Here is a 22,215-nt window from a genome sequence, read left to right on the forward strand (position 1 = left end):
TCAGTCGGCCAGCCCGCGCAGCAGGTCGTTGATCGAGGTCTTGCCGCGCGTCTTCTCGTCCACCTGCTTCACGATGACCGCGCAGTACAGCGAATGCGAGCCGTCGGCGGCGGGCAACTGGCCGGATACCACGACGCTCCCCGGTGGCACGTAGCCGTAGCTGATCTCGCCGGTCATGCGGTTGTAGATGCGCGTGCTCTGCCCGAGGAAGACACCCATGCCGATCACCGAGTGGTGGCCGACGATCACGCCTTCGACGACTTCGGAGCGCGCGCCGATGAAGCAGTGGTCCTCGATGATCGTCGGCGTGGCCTGCAGCGGCTCCAGCACGCCGCCGATACCGGCGCCCCCGGAGAGGTGGCAGTGCTTGCCGATCTGCGCGCACGATCCGACCGTCGCCCAGGTGTCGACCATCGTGCCCTCGCCCACGTAGGCGCCGATGTTCACGAAGCTCGGCATCAGGACGACATCCTTCGCGATGTGGCAGCCGCGACGCGCGATCGCGCCGGGCACGACGCGGATGCCGGCCTTGCGGAAGGCCGCCTCGTCGAAATCGCGGAAGCGCGCGGGCACCTTGTCCCAGAACGGCGCGGGATCCGCTTCGACCACTTCCATGTCCTGCGTGCGGAAGTACAGCAGCACGGCCTTCTTGAGCCACTCGTTGACCTTCCAGCCGCCCTTGCCGTCCGGCTCGGCGACGCGGTATTCGCCCGACTCGATGCGGTCGATGACGAGGTTGACCATCGGGCGCGTCGAGCCCTCGATCTCGTCGAGCGTCAGCATCGAGCGGCGCTCCCAGGCGCTGTCGATGGTGAACTTCAGCTCGTCGTGGCCGGGGCCGCTCGGCGCGGGCGCAGCCTTGCGGCGCGCGCTCTTCTTGGCAGCGGTCTTCTTCGCGGCGGTCTTCTTGGCCGGCGGGCTCATGGGCAGTCTCCGTCGAGGCAGGCGCGCAGCGCATCGTGCAGCGCCTGCTGGTGGGGTTCGTCAAGCGGCTCGTCGTTGCCGTCGGCATCGACGCGGGTGATCTGGAACACGTCCTCGGCGCGCTCGCCGAAGGTGGCCACGCGCGCATCGTGCACGCGCATGCGCTGTTCGCGCAGCACCAGCGCGACGTCCGCGAGCAGGCCCGGGCGGTCGGTGCAGACGAGGCTGAGCAGCGTCCGTGGAGGCGTGGCGACGTCGTCGAAGCCGATGCGCGGCACGATGCGGAAATGCCGGAGGTGGGTCGGCTGCGCGCGGCGCGCGGGACGCAGCGCGTCGAGGGGGCCGTCGAGCACCTGGGTCAGCCGATGCGCCACCGCGTCCGCAGCGGATTGCCGGCGCGCATCCGCCGGCACCACCTGGAAACTGTCGAAGACGCGACCGCCCGGGCCGTCGAGCACGCGGGCCTGCGCGATCGCGAGGCCGAGGCGGTCGAGCGTGATCACGATGGCCGCGAACAACCCGTCGCGGTCCGGCGAGTGCACGAACACTTCGAGCGCGCCGGCATCGGCGAGTGGCCTCACCGCCACGCAGGTATCGCGCGCACCCAGCGCCAGCAGCGCCTGCGCCTGCCAGGCGATCTGGTCGGGACGCGCGCGCTGGAAGCCGATGTCGGGCATGCGGGCGAGCACGTCGTCGATCACGGGCGCGTCGATGCCCGCCTCGCGCAGCAGCGCGACGGCGGCCGCGCGGGTCTCGGCCGCGCGCTCGGCGGCCGCGAGCGGGTTCTCGAGCCCCCGGCGCAGCGCGAGGCGCGTCGCCATGTACAGGTCGGCGAGCAGGCGGTCCTTCCACGCATTCCACAACTTCGGCGACGTGCCGGCGATGTCCGCGCAGGTCAGCAGGTACAGAAGCTCCAGGCGCTCGCGATCGCCCACCTTGGCCGCGAAGCGGTGGATCACGTCGGGATCGGCGATGTCCTGCTTCTGCGCGGTGATCGACATCAGCAGGTGCTGCGCCACCAGCCATTCCACGGTAGCGACATCGCCCGGCGGCAGTCCCATCGCTTCGCTGAACGCGCGCGCATCGACGGCGCCCAGTTCCGAGTGGTCGCCCCCGCGGCCCTTGGCGATGTCGTGGAACAGCGCCGCGAGCAGCAGCAGCTCCGGCTTGCGCAGGCGCGGGATCACCTCGTGCGCGACGGAGAAGCGCTCGTCGCCGCCGCGCTCGAACGCCTCGATGTTGGCGAGCACCGCCAGCGTGTGCTGGTCGACGGTGTAGACGTGGAAGAGGTCAAACTGCATCCGCCCCGACACGTTCGCGAACGCGGGAATCCAGCGGCCGAGCACGCCGAGGCGCGCCATCCGGGTAAGCGTGCGCACGGCGCGCGGGCCGCGCAGCAGCGCCATGAAGGCGTCGCGCAGGTCGACATTCGCTTCCTGATAGGCCGGGATGCGCGGCAGGAACTCGGCGAGCAGGCGCGCCGTCTGCGAATGCAGGCCGCGCACTGCGGCGGGATCGCACGCGGCCCACGCGGCGAACAGTGCGACCACGTCGCGGGCGTCACGCGGCCAGCCGGCGTCGCGCGCGGCGAGGTAACCGCGCCGCAGCTCGAACGCGGCATCCACCGGCGCCACGTCGCCCTCGCCTTCCAGCTGCTCCTCGAACCGCTGCAGCAGGCGGTCGCCGATGCGCTGCACCAGCCCCGCGCTCCGGTAGAACGTCTGCATCATCTGCTCGACCGCGAGCGCGCCGGGCGCATCGACCAGCCCGAGCCGGGCAGCGAGCGCCTTCTGGTGATCGAAGCGCAGCCGCTCCTCGCGACGTCCCGCGACGAGGTGCAGGCCGAAACGCAGCCGCGCGAGCACGTCGTACTGGCGATCGAGCGTCGCCTGCTCGTCGGCGCCGAGCTGGCCCAGCGCGATCAACGACGCGAAGTCGCCTGTGCCCAGCACGCGCAGCGCCATCCAGCGCAACGTCTGCAGGTCGCGCAGGCCGCCGGGCCCTTCCTTGAGATTGGGCTCGAGGTTGTCGGCCGTGTCGCCGAAGCGGGCGTGGCGCGCGCGCAGTTCGTCGCGCTTGGCGCGGAAGAATTCGGCGGGCGGCCAGACATGTGCCGGGTCGATCGCCTCGATGAGCCGCGCGAAGGCATCGGCGGACGCGGCGAGCGGTCGCGCTTCGAGCAGCGACGTCAGGACGGTGATGTCGGCCCGTGCGGCCACCGTCGTCTGCTGCGCGGAGCGGAGCGCATGGCCGACCGGCAGGCCGGCGTCCCACAGCAATGCGACGAAGCGCGCGATCGCCGGCGCCAGCCGACCCTGCGCCTCGTCGCCCAGCAGCACGAGCAGGTCGACGTCGGACTGTGGAAAAAGCTCGCCGCGGCCGTATCCCCCGACCGCGAACAGCGCCGGCGTCGCGTCGCCCTCGCCGTCGACCGCTCCCATCGCCCGCCGCCACGCGGCCGCGACGATGCCGTCGACATCCGCGCAGCGACGCGCGATGAGCGGCCTTACATCGACGTCGGCACCGCCCGCATCGAAGGCGGCGGCGAGCGAGTTCGCGGTGGACGCCAGCCGCGCGCGCGCCGCCGCGATCCACGCGGCGTCGGTCGCCTCATCGGAAACGGGCCACGCGGCGGCGTCGGCCGCGGCGTCGCTCATAGATCGTTGTCGTCGCCCGGCAGGCGGGTGAGGATCTCCACGCCGTCATCGGTGACCGCGACGGTGTGCTCCCACTGCGCGGAGAGCTTGCGATCCTTGGTCACCACGGTCCAGCCGTCCGGCAGCACCTTGGTGTGGCGCGTGCCCTCGTTGATCATCGGCTCGATGGTGAACGTCATGCCCGGCTTCAGCACGAGCCCCTGCCCCGGCTGGCCGTAATGCAGCACCTGCGGATCCTCGTGGTAGATGCGGCCGATGCCGTGTCCGCAGTACTCGCGCACCACGCTGAAGCGCTCACCCTCGGCGTACTGCTGGATCGCGTGGCCGATGTCGCCGAGCGTCGCGCCCGGCTTCACCGTCCGGATGCCGCGGAACATCGCCTCGCGGGTCACGTCGACGAGGCGCTTGGCCATCACAGACGGCGTGCCGACGAAATACATGCGGCTCGTATCGCCGTGCCAGCCGTCCTTGATGACGGTGACGTCGATGTTCACGATGTCGCCGTCCTTCAGCACCTTGCCCACGCTCGGGATGCCGTGGCAGATCACGTTGTTGACCGACGTGCAGACGGTCTTGGGAAAGCCCTTGTAGCCGACGTTCGCGGGGATCGCGCCCTGCACCCTGACGATGTGGTCGTGGCAGATGCGGTCGAGTTCCTCGGTGGTCACGCCCGGCTTCACGTGGGGCGCGACGATCTGCAGCACCTCGGCGGCCAGGCGGCCGGCGACGCGCATCTTCTCGATGTCTTCAGGGGTCTTGAGGGTGATCGGCATCCCGACATTATGCCGCGCCACCTGTGCTCACAGCCGCGCCGCAATGGGACGCGCCGTCGCCCGCGGCGTCACCCTGTTCCACGGCACGGGACGCCGTCGGCGGCGGCCCCGCCTCCTCGATGGCCCGGAACCCTTCGCGGCGCCGGCACCGTCGGTTGCCCCAAGTGCCCGTCCCGCTTACAATTCCCGGCTTCGCAGACCACCGCGAACCGCCCACGCCGGGCGCAGGGCACCGCCGATCGCGGTCCCGGGCGAATACACACCTGTCGCCACCGCCCGTGCCGGGGTGCCTCGCAAGAGGTTCGGCCACGGAAGCGGCAGGGAGGCCCAACCCCGGAATCCATGCCCGCCCAGCGGGCGGCCGCCCATTTCCGCGGCCGGGTTCCACTGCCTTGGAGTTACCGCAATGCCCCAGATCACCATGCGCCAGATGCTGGAGGCCGGCGTTCATTTCGGCCACCAGACCCGCTACTGGAATCCGAAGATGGGTCCGTACATCTTCGGCGCCCGCGGCAAGATCCACATCATCAACCTCGAGAAGACCGTTCCGCTCTTCAACGACGCGATGAACTTCCTCTCGGGCGTCGCGCAGCGCCGCGGCATGATCCTGTTCCTCGGCACCAAGCGCAGCGCGCGCGAGGCGATCAAGGAAGCGGCCGAGCTGTGCGGCATGCCGTACATGAACCAGCGTTGGCTGGGCGGCACGCTGACCAACTTCCGCACGGTCAAGCAGTCGGTGCAGCGCCTGAAGGAGCTCGAGGCCGCCGAGACCGACGGCACGTTCCAGAAGCTGGTCAAGCACGAAGTGCTGGGCCTGCGCCGTGAGCGCGACAAGCTCGAAGCGTCGCTGGGCGGCATCAAGGAGATGAACCGCCTGCCCGACGCGATCTTCGTGATCGACATCGGCCACGAGGACATCGCCATCAAGGAAGCCAAGAAGCTCGGCATCCCGGTGGTCGCCGTCGTCGATACCAACTACGACCCGGAGCTGGTCGACTACGCGATCCCGGGCAACGACGACGCGATCCGCGCCGTGCAGCTGTACGCGAACGCCGCCGCTGAAGCCGTGCTCGAGGGCAAGGCCGCGATGCCGCAGGCCGCGTCGGTCCGCGAGGACGACTTCGCCGCCGCCGAAGGCGCCGAGGCGGGCGAGAAGGACGACCGCAAGGGTCCGCGTCGCGCACCGGCCAAGAAGGGCGCGCCGCGCCGCGCCGACGCACCGGCCGCCGAGTAAGCGTTCCACCCGGTGGCCATGCACCCGCATGGCCACCGCGGTTCCAGATCCGCGCGTGGGGCTCGCAGTCCGCGACCCCACGTCGTCCCGCCCCGCGGGACACCTTCCCCATACGAATCGAGGCTTACGTCCATGGCAGAGATCACTGCTTCCCTGGTCAAGGAACTGCGCGAGCGCACCGGCGCCGGCATGATGGAGTGCAAGAAGGCGCTCACCGAGAACAACGGCGACGTCGAGGCCGCGGCCGACTGGCTGCGCAAGACCGGCCTGGCCAAGGCCGACAAGAAGGCCAGCCGCATCGCCGCGGAAGGCCGCATCGTCGCCGCGCAGAACGCCAACACGGCGGTGCTGGTCGAGGTGAACTCGGAGACGGACTTCGTCGCCAAGGACACCAACTTCCTGACGTTCGTGGAGCAGGTCGGCCAGGCCGCCCTCGCCGCTGCGGACGTCGAGTCGCTCAAGGCCACCAAGCTCCCGTCGGGCGAGACGGTCGAGGAAGCGCGCGCCGCCGTCATCGCCAAGGTCGGCGAGAACGTGCAGGTCCGTCGCATGGCCCGCATCGAGACGGCGAACACCCTCGCCGCCTACGTCCACGGCGGCCGCATCGGCGTGATCGTCGAGCTCAAGGGCGGCAACGCCGAGCTGGCCCGTGGCCTGGCGATGCACATCGCGGCGATGAACCCGCCGTACATCTCGCCGGCGCACGTCCCGGCCGAGTTCGTCGCGAAGGAAAAGGAAATCGCGCTGGCCCAGGTCAAGGACACCGGCAAGCCGCAGGAAATCCTCGAGAAGATGATCTCGGGCAAGGTCAGCAAGACGGTCAACGAGCTCTGCCTGACCGGCCAGGCCTACGTGCTCGACACCAACCAGTCGGTCGAGCAGGCCCTGAAGGCGGCGAATGCCGAGGTCGTCAACTTCGTCCGCCTCGCCGTCGGCGAAGGCATCGAGAAGCAGACCGACGATTTCGCGGCTGAAGTGATGAAGCAGGCCGGCCTGGCCTGATCCATCGCCACGATGTACCGGAAAAGGCCGCGAAAGCGGCCTTTTTCATGTCTGTGCTGCACCGTTACACCAGTGGCAGTCGCTGGATGAGCGGCGCCAGTTCCGCCTCGTACGGCTTCCACTTCGGCTGCGACGGCCGCCGGATGCCCTGCCGCACCTGCACGGCGCTCGCCGTCGCCACGGCGCGCCCCGACGACTGCGGATCCGTCATCGCCGGCAGGAACTCCAGCCCGCAGAACGCGGCGACCCGCCGCATGGTCGATTCGGTGTCGTCGACCAGCCCCGCATACGGCACGTCGAGGATGCGGCCCGGCAGCGCGGCATGCCAATGCGCCATGAGCCCGCGATACAGGCCGAAATAGTCCGCAAGTTCGCCGAGGTCATACGAGAACGCGTTGGCGTCGGAAAACAGCTCGCGCAGGTTGGAGAAGCAGGTCTCGACCGGATCGCGCACCAGGTGCAGGATCCGCGCGTTCGGCAGCGCCTGCGAGATGAAGCCGATATTGAGGAAATTCGACGGAAGCTTGTCGGTGAAATACGCCGCGTCACCGATGCGCCACGCGAGCCCGTCCAGGTAGCGCTGCCCCACCGCCGCGAAGTCGGCCTCGCGCGCGCGCTCGACGACGGTCAGGTCGACGACGCCACGGCAGTGGTGGTCCGTCTCGAAGCGCATCGCGGACGTGAAGTCGTACAGCTCGCCGATGCTTCGCACCTGCGGGTTCGCGTCGAGCAGTTGTTCCAGCAGCGTCGTCCCCGAGCGGTGCATGCCCACGATGAAGATCGGCCGCGGCCTTACGTCGCCGCCCCGCTCTGCGCCGCGCCCGATCGGCAATCGGCGCAGCGCCTCGACCGTCGCGCGCATCTCGGCAGGCGCGTAGTCGACCTGCGCGCGCTTGGCACGGCAGCCGAACATCAGCGCCTGCCAGGCCTCCGCATGGCGGCCCGCGCGATCGAGCTCGAGATGCAGCGCGAAGCCCAGCATGGCGGCGTCTTCGGCGGCCAGGCCGGGGCGCTGGAGCAGCCGGACCATCGCCTGGGCGAGCGAGCCGTCCCGCGGCGCGCGGCCCAGCGTCGCCAGCAACCAGTAGAGCTTGGGCAGCTGCGGCGCCCGCGTGCGGCAACGCTGCAGCTCCGATTCGGCCTCGTCGAAGCGGCCCAGGTAGATGAGCACCTGCGCGCGCGACATCAGCGTCGGCGGATAGTCGGGATCGCCGCGCCGCGCTTCGTCGAGGAAGCGCAGGGCGTCCTCCTGCAGATTGAGGTAGCTCAGCTGCGCCGCGATGGCGAGCAGCAGCGGGATCTCGATCCGGCTGAGCGCGCCGAGCCCGCGCACGCATGCCAGCAGCGCCTCGGCTTCATTGAACGTGCGGAGCCGCGCGACGAGTTCCTTGAGCACCGCCGGACGACTGGGCTTGAGCCGGTAGGCCTCGAGCGCATGCTCGCGGGCGCGCCGGTAGCGACCCGCCAGCGAATGCAGGTACGACAACTGCAAGGCGACGTCGGCGTCCCCCGGCGTGAGGCGCCGGATTTCCTCGAAGCAGGCGATCGCCTGCGCCCAATCGCGCGCTTCGGCGAATGCCTCGGCGCGGCGGCGCAGGTCCGTTGCGTTCGCTGCGGCGTTCATGCGGCGAGCCCGTGCGCCATGAGGCGAACCTGCAAGGGCCAGAGCGGCTCGCGATAGCGTGTCCACGCGTCCACGAAGCGCTCGTGGATCGGTTCCCGCACCTGCGCGCTGCTCGCCGTCGACACGCGGCTGCGGTTGCGCTCGATCCGGTCGCATCCGGGCTCGTGCGGCAGACCGCAAAACTCGAGGATGCGCGCGGCGGCGGCCGCGGGATCGGCCACGAGTCCACGGTAGTCGACGCTCATGAAGCGCCCGGGGAGCGCGGCCTCGAACCGCTGCCGCGTGCGCTCGAACCAGCCGTAGTAGTCGGCGAGCTGGCGGAGATCGTAGCTGTACGGATAGGCGTCGCCGCTGAAGAGCTCCTTGAGATTGGAGAAGCAGGCGTCCATCGGATCACGCACGAGGCAGATGATCCGCGCCTCCGGCAGCGACTCGGCGATCAGTCCCGCATAGACGAAGTTGGCGGGGTTCTTGTCGATCAGCCCCTTGCCGTCGGCGCCGAAGCGCCGCACGGACGCGCGGTAACGCGCACCCACGTCCTCGTGCGCCCGCAGATCCTCGTAGCCGCGGCACAGCATCGGCAGGTCGAGGAAACGGTCGTGATGGAAGCACAGCGCCGCATGGAAGTCCTGCAGCTCTCCGGCGGCCTGCATCGCGCTGTGGTTGCCGAGGATCCGCTCGACCACGGTCGTTCCGGTCCGCGGCATGCCGACGATGAACACGATCGGCCGGATGCCACTGGCGTCCGGCGCGGGTAGCGCCCGCCCCGGCGCCTCGGCGAGCGTCGCGTAGTCGCGGTCGCGCAGCCCGGGCGCGAGCGTCCCGTGTTTCATGCGGGCACCGGAAGCCAGCGCGTTCCAGGCCGACTCCGTATCGCCCGCCGCCTCGTGTTCCTTGAACAGCGCGTACTGCAGGTCGATGGCGCTGCCGACGTCCGCTACAGGTTTCGACAGCACGTCGCGTATCCGCTCGATGCGTGCCGCCCCCTTCGGGGCCATGTACGCGAGCGACCAGTGCGTCGCGGCGAACGTCGGGTCGATCCGGACGGCGTGTTCGAACGCCGCCTGCGCCGCCGCGATCGCGCCCGTGTCGCGGCACACCAGGCCACAGGCGTATTCCAGACGCGCATTGGGCGCGATGCGGTCGCGGGCGTGTTCCGCCAGCCGCAGCGCCGCCTCGTCGTCGCCCGCGAGCCACAGTTGCTGCACCAGCGCCGGCGACTGCCGCAGCACGTCCGGTGCATTCCAGTCGGCCGCGACGATCGTCGCGCGGGCGCGTTCAACCTCGTTGAACTCGAGCAGCCGGAGCGCGACGCGGGCGAGCTGGGTCGCGTTGGCCGGCGCCCGCAGGGAGACCGCGGCACCTTCGGCAGCCGCGCGCGAGCGCCGGTAAGCACCCGAGGCCTGCTCGATCGACGAAAGTGCCAGCCACGCCCCGGCGTCGTCCGCGTCCTGTAGATAGGTGTGACAGATCGTCCGCGCCGCCGCCCATTGGCCGGCAGCGCGGTATTCGTCCAGTCGTCGCCAGAAACGCTCAGGTCGCATCGGTCACCCCGGCATCGATCGTATAAAAAAAGGCCGCCTTGCGGCGGCCTTTGAAGAGTTACGAGAGAGAGTGGAGCGCGGGATCAGAAGTCGTACTGCACCATGAAGCGGACCTGGCGAGGCGCCTGGTACGACGTCGGCATCAGGTAGGTCTCCAGGGCCGTGCCCGTGGCACCGTCCTCGGCGATTTCGCTGACGCTGGTGACCTTCTGGGTATTGAGCAGGTTGAAGACGTCCATCTTGAACTGCAGACCCTTCACGAACGCCGGGCGGTAGGCCACGTTCCAGTCGAGGGTCGTGGTCCACGGCAGGCGGCCGCTCGTGCCACGCGGGCGCGGCTGGTTGTTGCAGCGCATGAACGAGGCGCCGTAGGGGTGCAGCGAGCCGTTCGGCAGCTGGAGCACGCCGAAGCAGTTGATCGGACGGCCCGACTGCACGAGCAGGTTGGCGCCCATCGACCACTCGTCCGAGAACTCGTAGTTGCCGAACACCTTTAGGCTGTGGCGGCGATCGTTCGGCAGGAAGCCGTAGGTATCGACCGTCAGCTCCTTGTAGTCGAAGTCCTGCGTCACGCTCGTATCGGCCTGACCGATGTCGGACTTCACGCCGCCTTCGGTGTTGCCCTTGCTCTGCGCCCAGGTGTACGAGGCCTGCACGAAGAACTTCTCCCACGTGCCGTCCATGAACAGCTCGAGGGCCTTGTACGTGCGCTTGGCCTTCGGCGACAGGCGATCACCCGGGACCGTCGTGCTCTCGAGCACGCCGTCACCGAAGAAGTCGGTGAGCACGGTCGCGTCCTGGCCGGGGTTGAACATGCGGCAGTACGGGAAGCCACTGTTCGGCAGCTCAGCGGTACGACCGTTGCGCTGGAAGTTCGCGTCGAAGCCCGCGGCCTCGAGCACCGCAGCGTAATCGCAGTTGTCGTCAATCGCGGTCTTCAGGTCACGGAAGATGCCGCGGGCGCCGAGGTTGATGTTCTGCGAGATCGCCTTCTGGAAGCCGAGGATGTACTCGTCCTGGTACATCGGCTCAAGGTTGTTCGTCGCGATCGTGGCCGGGTTCTTCGCTTCACCGAACTCGCCGTTGATGTACGTGAGGCGACCCGTCGAGCCGGCGCGGGGCACGATGCCGATCGGAGCGCCCGTAACCGGGTCAACGCCGGTGAAGGTGAACTGCTGGCGGGTGAAGAGCGATGCGGACGCACCGCGGACAGCGACGCTCGGCGTCAACGGCAGCGCATAGCGACCCGCGTTGCCGTAGACCTTGAACGTGGAGTCACCGTTCACGTCCCAGGTGAAGCCGAGGCGCGGACCGAACTGGTTGCTGACCTTGACGTACGTCTCGCCGAAGCCGTTGAGGTTCTCGAACGTGTCCCAGCGGCCGCCGATGTAGGCGATGAAGTTGTCGGTGACGTGCCAGTTGTCCTCGACGTACAGGGCGCGCTGCTTGACCTTGACGGTTGCGCCCTGGTTGACGATCTGCTCGCGCACGACGTCGGTGCCGTTCGACAGCGTCGAATAGCGCCAGGTGCGGCCGCCCTCGATCGAGGTGCCGGCGATGGACTCGTAGTTGTCGATATCGAGACCGAAGCCGATCGAGTGATCGCCGATCGTCCAGTCGCCGTCGACACGGAACTGGTCGCGCGTATCGCCGGAATCCTCGCGATCGATCGAGCCGCCGGTGATGTTGCACTGGCTCGAATACGTGCCGGTGGCGGCGCGGCGCGCGGCAGGGCGGGCGTCGACGATGACCGGGCAGCCGGTCGCCGGCTGGCTCAGGTCACCGCCGTAGCGCACGTCGACGCCGTTGGCCGTACGCAGGCGCTGGCTGCGCGAGTACTTGCCGTGGCCATAGAGCGCCGACAGCGTCAGGTCGTCGGTGAAATAGCCGGTGTAGCGGAGGACGTAGTTGTCACCGCCCGACTCGCCGTAGTTGGTGCCGATCAGCGCACCGCGCTCGATGACGCCCGGCCTGTTGCGATACACGGCGGTCTCGATGTCGCGCTTGTCCGAGAACGTCGTGAACTCCAGCAGGTTGGAGTCGTTGATGTTCCAGTCGAGCTTGAGCAGGTAGGTCGGCGACTTGGACTTCTGGCTCGTGTTGGACGACGAGAGGATGCTGCCCCAGGTTTCGGCGTCCGAGTGGTTGTACTGGACCAGCCCGTATGCGAACAGACGGTCCTTGACCAGGGCGCCACCCGCCCACACGGCCGCGCTGTAGTTGCCGGCCTCGTCATGCGAGTTGTCCTCGCGCAGCGTGCCGTTGCGCAGGTAGACGTCACGACGATCGGCGCGCAGGTCGGAAGGCGACCAGAAGACATTGCCGCCCGCGTGGAAGTCGTTCGTACCGCGCTTCGTCGTCTGGCTGACTACACCGCCCAGCGAACGGCCGAACTCGGCGCCGTAGCCGCCGGTCTTGACCTGCTGCTCGGCGATCGCCTCGAACGGCACCTGCGAGAAGTTCAGGCTGCGGAACGAGTTGGTGATGTTGAAGCCGTTGACGAAGTACTGGTTCTCGGCGACGGACGAACCGCCGAACGAGGCCAGGTTGCCGAACGCGGCGTCGCCGCGCACGGTGCCCGGCGCGAGCAGCGCGACGCTCGTGGTATCGCGCGGCACCGGGATACGGGCGATCTGCTCGGCCGTGAGGATCGTGACCGACTCCGTCGAGGAAACGTCGATCGGGTTGACGGCGCGGACACCACGCACGCGCACCGTGTCGAGGGTATTGCCCTCGGTCGTCGTCGTGCCGCCGCCCGCGGGTGCGGCGAAGTCGACCGACGTACCGACGCCGGCATTCACGACGACGCGCTCGCGGACGGTCGTCTGTCCATCGGCGCCACGCACGGTGACGCGGTAGGTGCCCGGCTGGAGGGCGGTCAGGCGGAACGTGCCGTCCGAGGACACCGTGACTTCGCGACGGAAGCCGGTCTCGGGACTTTCGACCAACACGGTCGAGCCCGCGGCCGCTTGGCCGAAGACGTTACCGGAGGCGCTCTGCGCCAGGACCGGACCCGTAAAGCACATGCCAAGCGCGACCGTGAGCGCGCTGCGGCGCAATACGAGGTTCACCTGCTGTCTCTTCGACACGAAATACTCCCCTTGGTTGGTAACCGCCCGCTTGGCGACCCCGGAACATTCCTTTCACAAGGGCGTCAAGGTCAACCGTTAAGAGAAAATTTATATTAATTTGAGATGTTCATCACATTTGGAATTCTTCCGGCTCTTGCGCCCGCCTAAACCTTTTTTGCGGCGCACCATTCTCGTGGCGCCGGGCGGCCGTGCCCTACAATTCCGCGAACGCACTCCTGGAGCCTTCAATGTCAGACCTCGCCTACCGCCGCGTCCTCCTGAAACTCTCGGGCGAGGCATTGATGGGGGACGAGGACTACGGCATCGACCCGAAGGTCATCACCCGGCTGGCCCATGAGGTCATCGAGGCCCAGCAGGCCGGCGCGGAGGTGGCGCTGGTGATCGGGGGCGGCAACATCTTCCGCGGCGCCGGCCTGGCGGCCGCGGGCATGGACCGCGTGACGGGCGACCACATGGGCATGCTCGCGACGATCATCAACGCGCTCGCCATGCAGGACGCGCTGGAAAAGCTCGGTGCCCGCTGCCGGGTGATGAGCGCTCTCAAGATCAACCAGGTGTGCGAGGACTACATCCGGCGGCGGGCGGTGCGGCACCTCGAGAAGGGCCGGATCGTCATCTGCGCTGCGGGCACCGGCAATCCCTTCTTCACGACCGACTCCGGCGCCGCGCTGCGGGCGATCGAGATCGGTGCGGACCTCCTGCTCAAGGCGACGAAGGTCGACGGCGTTTACGACAAGGACCCGAAGAAGCACGCCGATGCCGTCCGTTTCGAGTCACTTTCCTACGACGACGTGCTCAGCCGCGACCTGCAGGTGATGGACACCGCGGCGTTCGCACTGTGCCGCGACGCCTCGCTGCCCATCCGCATCTTCGACATGAGCCAGCCGGGCCAGCTGCTGCGGATCCTGCGCGGCGAGGCGATCGGCACCCTCGTCCGCAGCGCCGCCTGAGGCATGGGCGGCGGTCACGCCCACCACGGGCACGGGCACCCGACCCGCGCGTTCGCGGTCGCGACGCTGCTCAACCTCGCCTACACGGGCATCGAGGCCTGGTACGGCTTCGCGACCAATTCACTGGCGCTGCTGTCGGACGCGTTGCACAACCTCGGCGACGTCGCAGGCCTCGCGCTGGCGTGGCTGGCGGCCACGCTCGCGCGCCGCGCGCCCACGACACGCCACACCTACGGCTGGCGCCGCGCCACCCTGCTCTCGCCGCTGGCCAACGCCCTGCTGCTGGTGGGCTTCGCCGGCGCGCTGGTCTGGGAGGCGATCCAGCGGCTGCACGCCCCGCCGCCCGTGCCTGCACTGCCGATCATGGCCGTCGCGGCGATCGGGATCGGCGTGAACCTCTCGGCCGCGTGGATGATGCATGCCGGCCGCGAACGCGACCTCAACCGCCGCGCCGCGTTCCTGCACCTGATGGCCGACGCCGCGGTTTCGCTGGCGGCCGTGGTCGCCGGCCTCGGCATGTGGGCCCTGGGCTGGCAGTGGCTGGACCCGATCACCGGCCTGCTGGTCAGCGCGGTCGTCACGGTGAGCGCGTTCGGGCTGCTGCGTGAGAGCTTCAACGCGGCGATGGACGCGGTGCCGCCGGGCATCGACCACGCGGAGGTCGAGGCCTACCTCGGCGCGCAGGACGGCGTGACCGCCGTCCACCACCTGCACATCTGGCCGCTCGGCGCCGGCGAAGTCGCCATGACCGCGCATCTCGTGCGGCCCGGCACCGACGGGCACGACGCATTCCTGGACCGCGTGAGCCACGAGCTCGACCATCGCTTCGGCATCAACCATCCGACGCTGCAGGTCGAGCACGGGGACGCCTGCGACCACGACCTGCACGACCGGGCACCGCACCACTAGAGCGGCCGCGCCGACGCGCTGCCCTATAATCCGCGGCCGACCGACGAACCCGAGACGGAGCCCGCGATGCTCAACGAGATCAAGAACGACACCAAGGCGCGCATGGCCAAGAGCGTCGAGGCGTTCCGCCACGACCTCGTCAAGATCCGCACGGGCCGCGCTACGACCACGCTCGTCGACCACATCAAGGTCAACTACTACGGCTCCGACGTACCGCTGTCGCAGGTCGCCAGCGTCGCGGTGAGCGATGCCCGCTCGCTGACGATCACCCCGTGGGAAAAGCCGATGGTGGGCGCGGTCGAGAAGGCGATCCTGGCCTCCGACCTCGGCCTGACGCCGAACACCGCCGGCATGGTGATCCGCCTCAACCTGCCGCCGCTCACCGAGGAGCGCCGCAAGGACCTCGCCAAGGTCGTGCATTCGGGTGGCGAGGACGCGAAGGTCGCGATCCGCAACATCCGCCGCGACGCGAACCACCAGGTGAAGGAACTTCTCAAGGAGAAGCAGATCACCGAGGACGACGCAGCGCGCGCCGAGCAGGACATCCAGAAGCTCACCGACGAGGCGATCAAGAACGTCGACGAGGTGGTTCGCGCCAAGGAACAGGAACTGATGGCGGTCTGAGGTCCGGATGCGTGCTTTCCGGCGGCTCCCGCGAACGGAACCGCGCATCGACCCCGGCAGTCCGACGTGACCGACCCCGCACCCCCGACCCGCGCGCGGATCCCGCGCCACATCGCCATCATCATGGATGGCAACGGGCGCTGGGCGCAAAAGCGCCGGCGTCCGCGCCTGATCGGCCATCGCGCCGGCGCCCGCGCGGTCAATACCTGCATCGACTTCTGCCTCGAGCGCGGCGTTCGCGCGCTGACGCTGTTCGCGTTCTCGAGCGAGAACTGGGACCGTCCGCAGGACGAGGTCGGCGGGCTGATGAAGCTGTTCGCGGGCGCGCTCGAACGCGAGGTCGACGAGCTCGACCGCCGCGGCGTGCGCGTGCGCTTCATCGGCGAGCGTTCGCGATTCGCCGCAGGCATCCGCGACCGCATGGCGCAGGCCGAGGCCCGCACCGCGCACAACGATCGCCTCGACCTCGCCGTCGCCGTGAGCTACGGCGGCCGCTGGGACATCGTGCAGGCGGCGCGCACGCTGGCGGCGGACGTGGCCGCCGGCCGGATCGAGGTCGACGCCATCGACGAGGCCCGCTTCGGTGCGCACGTGGCACTGGCCGACCTGCCCCCGCCCGACCTGTTCATCCGCACCGGCGGCGAGCTGCGCATCAGCAACTTCCTGCTCTGGCAGCTCGCCTACACCGAGCTCTGGTTCACCGATTTGTTGTGGCCCGACGTTGATGCGGCGACACTGCAGGCTGCGCTGGACGACTACGCGCGCCGTGAACGCCGTTTCGGCCTGACCGGGGCCCAGGTCGGCGGCAATTCCGAGATGTCCGAATGACCCGTACCCGCGTAGTCGCCGCCCTGGTGATGACCCCCGTCGCGATCGCCGCGATCCTGCTGCTCCCCACGCCCTGGATGATGGTCGCCGCCGCGGCCGTATTCCTCGCCGGCCTGTGGGAGTGGTTCGACCTCGCCGATGTCGACGACAGCCTGCACAAGTGGGTGCTGCTGATCGCCAACCTCGGCCTGATGGTCGCCATCGTGTGGGCATCGCATTCGCGCGAGGGCGGCACGCTGGTGCTCTACCAGGTCGGTGCGATCGTCGGCATCGTGTGGTGGGCCGTGGCGCTGCTCTGGCTCTCGCGCTTCGAATTCGGCAGCAACCACCAGTCGTGGGCGCGGGCGCTCAAGCTCGCGGCCGGCACGCTCGCGGTGGTGCCGGCGTGGTGCGCGCTCACGTGGCTGCACGCGGACGGCCCCAACGGCCACAAGTGGTTGCTCACGTCGCTCGCCGCCGTCTGGGCCGCGGATACCGGCGCGTACTTCGCCGGTCGCCATCTCGGCAAGCACAAGCTCGCGCCGCGCGTCAGCCCCAACAAGACGTGGGAGGGCCTGCTCGGCGGCGTCGTCGTCGGCACCCTCGTCGCGCTCGCGTTCTCGCTGCTCGCCGACGCCGATCCGCGCGACCTGCCGAAGGTCGCGGTGATCGCCGCCGCGTCGATCCTGGTCTCGGTCGTCGGCGACCTGTTCGAGAGCCTGCTCAAGCGACACGCGGGCAAGAAGGACTCGGGAACGCTGATTCCCGGCCATGGCGGCGCGCTCGACCGCATCGATGCGGTGCTCGCGGCGTTGCCGGTCTTCGCGCTCGGCAAGGCGCTGTTCGGCCTGTGATGCGCCGGGTCGCCGTCCTCGGCGCGACGGGATCGATCGGCGCGTCGGCACTCGACGTCGTCTCGCGGCACCCCGACCGGCTGAGCGCGACCGTCCTCGCGGCGGGCCGAAACGTGGACGCGCTCGTCGAGCTGTGCATGCGGCATCGCCCGGAGCACGCCGTCATCGCTGACCCGAGGCTGCACGGCGCGCTGCGCGATGGCCTCGCATCGGCCGGTCTGGCGACGCAGGCGCACGCGGGCATGGCCGCGATCGACGCGCTCGCCGCGGGCGACGCCTGCGACACCGTGGTGGCCGCCATCGTCGGCGCCGCGGGACTGGATTCGACGCTCGCCGCCGCGCGGGCCGGCAAGCGCATCGCGCTGGCCAACAAGGAATCGCTGGTGCTCGCCGGCGCGCTCGTCATGCGCGCCGCGCGCGAGGCCGGCGCCGAGATCGTTCCGGTTGACAGCGAGCACAACGCGATCTTCCAGTGCCTGCCGCCGCGCGATGGCCGCGCCGAGCGCGAGACGCGCGGGCTGCGCCGCCTCGTGCTCACCGCGTCGGGCGGGCCGTTCCGCGGACGCAGCCGTGCGTCGCTCGCCGACGTCACCCCCGCGCAGGCGGTCGCGCATCCCAAATGGTCGATGGGCCCGAAGATCTCCGTCGATTCCGCCACGCTGATGAACAAGGGCCTCGAGGTGATCGAGGCGCACCACCTCTTCGGCGTTCCACCCTCCGCCATCGACGTGCTGGTGCATCCGCAGAGCCTCGTGCATTCGCTGGTCGAGTTCGTCGACGGCTCGACGCTCGCGCAGCTCGGCCTGCCCGACATGCGCACCGCGCTGGCCGTCGGCCTGGGCTGGCCGGACCGCCTGGAATCGGGCGTCGGCGGGCTCGATCTCGTCGCCCAGGGCGGCCGTCTCGACTTCGAAGCGCCCGACCTCGACGCGTTCCCGTGCCTGCGGCTGGCGTTCGACGCGCTGCGCGCCGGTGGCGCCGCGCCCGGGGTGCTCAACGCGGCCAACGAGGTCGCGGTGGAGGCGTTCCTGGCCGGCCGGATCGGATTCCTCGACATCGCCGCGGTGGTGGCGGGCACTCTGGACGCGCTGGCCGGCCTCGACGCGCACGACCTCGAAGCCCTGCGCGATGCCGACCGTCGCGCGCGCGCCGATGCGGGCCGCCGCTTGGAGCGCGCCGGATGAGCGTCCTGCCGCCGTTCACCGTCGCGACGTCCGGATCGGCGACGATGCGCGCGGCACTGAACCTTCGGCCCGCCCGGGGGTCTGCATCAGCGGCCGCAGGCGCGGCCCGCGGGAGAACGCATTGAACGAGTTGATCGGATCGGTCTGGTGGCTCGCGGTCAGCCTCGGGATCCTGGTGTCGTTCCACGAGTTCGGCCACTACTGGGTCGCGCGGCGCTGCGGCGTGCGCGTGCTGCGCTTCTCGATCGGCTTCGGCAAGCCGCTGTGGTCGCGCATCGGCCGTGACGGCACCGAATACGCCGTGGCCGCGCTACCGCTCGGCGGCTACGTGAAGATGCTCGACGAGCGCGAGGGGCCGGTCGCCCCCGAGGCGATGCACCTCGCGTTCAATCGCAAGTCGGTCTGGCAGCGCATGGCGATCGTGGCCGCCGGCCCCGTCGCGAATCTCGTCCTCTGCGTCGCGCTGCTGTGGGGCATGTTCGTGATCGGACGACCGGATTTCGTCCCGGCCATCGGGCACGTGGAGGGGATCGCCGCCAGCGCGGGGCTGCAGGCCGGTGACACCGTGCTCGCGGTCGACTCCCGCGAGACGCCGACCTGGACCGAAGCGGAGATGGCCCTGATCCCGGCCGCGCTGGATCGTCGCGACGTCGAGGTACGCGTTCGCACACCCGCCGGCGACGACGCCACGCGCCGCCTGCGGCTGTCGCAGCTGCCCGCGACGATCGACGAGCTGCGCGCGGTCGAGGCGATCGGCCTCGCGCCGCGCCATCGGGTGATCCCCGCGCGCATCGGCAAGCTGGTGGAGGGCCTGCCCGCCGCGGGCGTGCTGCAGCCCGGGGACGTAGTGACCGCGATCGACGGCCGGCCGGTGCACAGCTGGGAGGACGTGCCGCCGCTCGTCGAATCGCTCGGCCGCAGCGGGGCGTCGGGCATGGTCGAGGTCCAGCGCGCGGGCGAGCGCCTCGCATTCCCGATGGAACCCGTCCGCCACCGTGACGCCGAGGGCGAGCGCTGGATGCTCGGCGCGGGACCCGCGCCGGTCACGCCCGCGGAACCGGACGCGGTGCTGCGCTACGGTCCGCTCGAGGCCGTGCCCGCCGCCGTGCGCGAAACCGCGCACCAGGCGCACGAGCTCGTGGCGATGCTCGGCCGCGCATTTTCGGGTCGGGTCGACGTCCGCAACACCGTCGCCGGCCCGATCACCATCGCGCGCGCCGCCAACGCCTACGCCTCGCACGGCACGGCCTGGTACCTCTCGATGCTCGCCATGCTCTCGCTGAGCCTGGCCATTCTGAACCTGCTCCCGATCCCGATATTGGATGGCGGTCACCTGCTGTATTACCTTATCGAGCTGATCAAGGGCCGCCCGGTGAGCGAACGCGCCATGGCGGCCGGCCAGTTCGTCGGTCTGGCGATCATCGTCGGCCTGATGGGGCTGGCGTTCTACAACGACATCGTGAACAACCTGGTGCGCTGACGGCGGCTCCGGCCGGCCGTCCCAGACGCACCGCCGATCGCCTGCGGCACTCCCCCGACGGATTGGATCCAACCGGACCTGATGATGACGCGACCCCTGCCCCGCCGCCTGCTCGCCCTCGCCCTCGCGTCCGCGCTCGCGGCGGCCCCGGTGACCGCCGCCCTGGCCGAAGCCTTCCAGCCCTTCACCGTCACCGACATCCGTGTCGACGGCCTGCAGCGCATCGCCGCGGGTACGGTGTTCACGTACCTGCCGATCGAGCGTGGCGACACCGTCGATTCGTCGAAGGTCGCCGACGCCATCCGCGCGCTCTACAAGACGGGCTTCTTCGAGGACGTGCGCGTCCAGAAGCAGGGCGACATCCTCGTGGTGCAGGTCACCGAACGCCCGGCGATCAACAAGCTGACGCTGACCGGCAACAAGGACATCAAGACCGAGGACCTGACCAAGGGCCTCAACGAGATCGGCCTGTCCGAAGGCGGCACGTTCGACCGCCTCGCGCTCGACCGCGTGACCCAGGAGCTGACGCGCCAGTACAACAACCGCGGCAAGTACAACGTCGAGATCACGCCGACGGTCTCGCGCCTGGATCGCAACCGCGTCGACGTCACCATCGCGATCAAGGAAGGCGCCGCTGCGCGCATCCGCCACATCAACCTCGTCGGCAACGAGAAGTTCGCCGAGGAAGACCTGCGCGATTCTTGGGAATCGCGCGAGAGCAACTGGAAGAGCTTCTACAAGCGCGACGACCAGTACTCGCGCGAGAAGCTCTCCGGCGACCTCGAGAAGCTCAACTCGTACTACCTCGATCGCGGCTACATCGATTTCAACGTCGACAGCACGCAGGTCGAGATCAGCCCGAACCGCCAGGACATGTTCATCACCGCGGGCCTGACCGAGGGTGACCAGTACAAGGTCTCGAAGGTCGAGGTCACCGGCGACACGGTGCTGCCGAAGGACGAGATCGAGAAGCGCGTGCTGGTCCGTTCCGGCCAAGTGTTCTCGCGGCGCCTGCTCGAGATCACCTCCGACGCGATCGCCGCGACGCTCGGCAACATCGGCTACGCGTTCGCGCATGTGAACACCACGCCGGAGATCGACCGCGAGAACAAGACGGTCGGCATCAACCTGCAGGTCGTGCCGGGCCCGCGCGTCAACGTGCGCCGCATCGTCTTCAAGGGCAACACGCGCACGTCCGACGAGGTGCTGCGCCGCGAGATGCGCCAGTTCGAAGGCAGCTGGTACTCGCAGGCCGCCCTGGACCGCTCGAAGATCCGCCTGCAGGGCCTGGGCTTCTTCGAGAGCGTCGACGTCGACACCCAGCCCGTGCCGGGCACGCCGGACCAGGTGGACGTCGTGGTCAACGTCAAGGAGACGACGTCGGGCAGCTTCGTGTTCGGCCTCGGCTACTCGCAGCTCAGCGGCCTGACCACGCAGATCCAGGTCTCGCAGAACAACTTCCTCGGCACGGGCAACCGCGTGTCGGTGCAGGCGAACCGCAACTCGTTCCTCAAGCGCTACGACTTCTCGTTCGTCAATCCGTACTTCACCGACAGCGGCGTTTCGCTGGGCTACAACCTGTGGTGGCGCGAGTTCGACAACTCGAACTACAACACCGCGCAGTACAACTCGACGAGCGGCGCGGCGCAGGTCGTGCTGGGCGTGCCGATCACCGAGACCGACACGATCACCGCGATGTTCGGCGTCGACTCGAACGAGATCTTCGCGTACCGCGGCAGCGCGCCCGACCCGCTGGTCGACTACATCGACGCGGTGGGCAACCGCACGTTCCACACCGTGCGCGGCCAGCTCGGCTGGTCCCGCAACACGCTGGACAACTTCCTGACGCCGAACACCGGCATGCTGCAGCGCTTCAGCGCGGAAGTGGCGCTGCCGGGCTCGACGGTCGAGTACTACAAGCTCAACTACGAGATCTCGAAGTTCTGGCGCCTCAACCGACACCTCGTGCTCAACACCCGCGCCGAGATCGGCTACGGCGACAGCTACGGCAAGGAATTCACCCGCAACGTCTGCTTCACCGCGGGCTCGTTCCAGGACACCGACAACAACGCGACGACGCCGCCGGTCTACGTGCCCGGCCCGGCGCCGACCGAGCCGTGCCTGACCAACTCGCCGGACTACCGCCGCACGATCACCGCCAGCGGCCTGCCGTTCTTCGAGAACTTCTACGCCGGCGGCGTGCGCTCGGTGCGCGGTTTCTCCGACAACACGCTGGGCCCGCGCGCGTCGGCGACCGGCTCGTCCTACCTGCAGCCGATCGGCGGCGCGGTGAAGACGGTCGGCTCGGTCGAGATGTTCTTCCCCACGCTGATCAACAGCCCGGGCGCGCGAATCTCCGCATTCCTGGACGTGGGCAACGTGTTCGCGGGTCGCGGCGACTTCGACGCCGGCGAGCTGCGTGCGTCGACGGGCGTCTCGGTGCTGTGGCGCTCGCCGATGGGTCCGATCTCGATCAGCTACGCGTTCCCGATCCGCAAGCAGGACGACGACCAGCTCGAGCGCCTGCAGTTCACCTTCGGCGGCGTGTTCTGATCGC

At 69.3% G+C, this 22,215-nt stretch carries 16 protein-coding genes; 10 read left to right on the forward strand and 6 right to left on the reverse strand.

Annotated elements, in window-relative coordinates; all coding sequences use genetic code 11:
* From dapD to map, 3 genes are read right to left on the reverse strand one after another with little or no spacing between them, the layout of a single operon-like run.
* On the reverse strand, nucleotides 1-924 hold the full coding sequence (dapD, locus tag E4F61_RS02725; RefSeq protein ID WP_133478100.1) for a 2,3,4,5-tetrahydropyridine-2,6-dicarboxylate N-succinyltransferase: 924 nt from the start codon (nucleotides 922-924) through the stop codon (nucleotides 1-3).
* Nucleotides 921-3,581: a [protein-PII] uridylyltransferase gene (gene glnD / locus E4F61_RS02730; RefSeq protein WP_133478102.1), complete on the reverse strand. Its 2,661-nt coding sequence runs from the start codon at nucleotides 3,579-3,581 to the stop codon at nucleotides 921-923. The genes dapD and glnD overlap by 4 nt, the downstream gene beginning before the upstream one ends.
* Nucleotides 3,578-4,354: a type I methionyl aminopeptidase gene (gene map, locus E4F61_RS02735; protein WP_133478104.1), complete on the reverse strand. Its 777-nt coding sequence runs from the start codon at nucleotides 4,352-4,354 to the stop codon at nucleotides 3,578-3,580. Before map ends, glnD begins: the two co-directional genes overlap by 4 nt.
* A 406-nt stretch (nucleotides 4,355-4,760) precedes the next feature.
* Between map and rpsB the strand changes: the two genes are divergently transcribed.
* Both rpsB and tsf read left to right on the forward strand, forming a co-directional pair.
* Nucleotides 4,761-5,588, forward strand: coding sequence for a 30S ribosomal protein S2 (rpsB, locus tag E4F61_RS02740; protein WP_133478106.1), 828 nt, complete (start codon nucleotides 4,761-4,763; stop codon nucleotides 5,586-5,588).
* 132 nt (nucleotides 5,589-5,720) lie between these two features.
* Nucleotides 5,721-6,590: a translation elongation factor Ts gene (gene tsf / locus E4F61_RS02745; RefSeq protein ID WP_133478108.1), complete on the forward strand. Its 870-nt coding sequence runs from the start codon at nucleotides 5,721-5,723 to the stop codon at nucleotides 6,588-6,590.
* 64 nt (nucleotides 6,591-6,654) lie between these two features.
* On the opposite strand, the gene E4F61_RS02750 is transcribed toward tsf, so the two are convergent.
* The 3 genes from E4F61_RS02750 to E4F61_RS02760 form a co-directional block, all read right to left on the reverse strand.
* Nucleotides 6,655-8,214, reverse strand: coding sequence for a tetratricopeptide repeat-containing sulfotransferase family protein (locus E4F61_RS02750; RefSeq protein ID WP_162301376.1), 1,560 nt, complete (start codon nucleotides 8,212-8,214; stop codon nucleotides 6,655-6,657).
* Nucleotides 8,211-9,758, reverse strand: coding sequence for a tetratricopeptide repeat-containing sulfotransferase family protein (locus E4F61_RS02755; protein ID WP_133478113.1), 1,548 nt, complete (start codon nucleotides 9,756-9,758; stop codon nucleotides 8,211-8,213). Before E4F61_RS02755 ends, E4F61_RS02750 begins: the two co-directional genes overlap by 4 nt.
* Before the next feature lie 83 nt (nucleotides 9,759-9,841).
* Nucleotides 9,842-12,847: a TonB-dependent receptor gene (locus tag E4F61_RS02760; protein WP_133478115.1), complete on the reverse strand. Its 3,006-nt coding sequence runs from the start codon at nucleotides 12,845-12,847 to the stop codon at nucleotides 9,842-9,844.
* A gap of 230 nt (nucleotides 12,848-13,077) precedes the next feature.
* On the opposite strand from E4F61_RS02760, the gene pyrH reads away from it, so the two are divergent.
* From pyrH to bamA, 8 genes are all read left to right on the forward strand, one after another.
* Nucleotides 13,078-13,800: a UMP kinase gene (gene pyrH, locus E4F61_RS02765; protein WP_133478117.1), complete on the forward strand. Its 723-nt coding sequence runs from the start codon at nucleotides 13,078-13,080 to the stop codon at nucleotides 13,798-13,800.
* A 3-nt stretch (nucleotides 13,801-13,803) separates the two neighbouring features.
* Nucleotides 13,804-14,709, forward strand: coding sequence for a cation diffusion facilitator family transporter (locus E4F61_RS02770; protein ID WP_133478119.1), 906 nt, complete (start codon nucleotides 13,804-13,806; stop codon nucleotides 14,707-14,709).
* A 66-nt stretch (nucleotides 14,710-14,775) separates the two neighbouring features.
* A complete protein-coding gene (gene frr / locus E4F61_RS02775; protein ID WP_133478121.1) occupies nucleotides 14,776-15,333 on the forward strand; it encodes a ribosome recycling factor in 558 nt (185 codons plus the stop codon).
* Nucleotides 15,334-15,399: 66 nt separating this feature from the next.
* Nucleotides 15,400-16,161 (forward strand): polyprenyl diphosphate synthase, encoded by a 762-nt coding sequence (gene uppS / locus E4F61_RS02780; RefSeq protein ID WP_425480096.1) that lies wholly within the window; start codon nucleotides 15,400-15,402, stop codon nucleotides 16,159-16,161.
* A complete protein-coding gene (locus E4F61_RS02785; protein ID WP_133478122.1) occupies nucleotides 16,158-16,994 on the forward strand; it encodes a phosphatidate cytidylyltransferase in 837 nt (278 codons plus the stop codon). The genes uppS and E4F61_RS02785 overlap by 4 nt, the downstream gene beginning before the upstream one ends.
* The gene (locus E4F61_RS02790; protein ID WP_133478124.1) at nucleotides 16,994-18,178 is read left to right on the forward strand and encodes a 1-deoxy-D-xylulose-5-phosphate reductoisomerase; all 1,185 of its coding nucleotides are present in this window, start codon (nucleotides 16,994-16,996) and stop codon (nucleotides 18,176-18,178) included. The genes E4F61_RS02785 and E4F61_RS02790 overlap by 1 nt, the downstream gene beginning before the upstream one ends.
* A 121-nt stretch (nucleotides 18,179-18,299) precedes the next feature.
* A complete protein-coding gene (rseP, locus tag E4F61_RS02795) occupies nucleotides 18,300-19,658 on the forward strand; it encodes an RIP metalloprotease RseP (protein WP_133478126.1) in 1,359 nt (452 codons plus the stop codon).
* Between the two features lie 84 nt (nucleotides 19,659-19,742).
* A complete protein-coding gene (bamA, locus tag E4F61_RS02800) occupies nucleotides 19,743-22,211 on the forward strand; it encodes an outer membrane protein assembly factor BamA (protein ID WP_133478128.1) in 2,469 nt (822 codons plus the stop codon).
* Nucleotides 22,212-22,215 lie beyond the last annotated feature (4 nt).

Origin of the sequence: Cognatilysobacter segetis, from assembly GCF_004359965.1 — a bacterium.
Taxonomy (GTDB): domain Bacteria; phylum Pseudomonadota; class Gammaproteobacteria; order Xanthomonadales; family Xanthomonadaceae; genus Cognatilysobacter; species Cognatilysobacter segetis.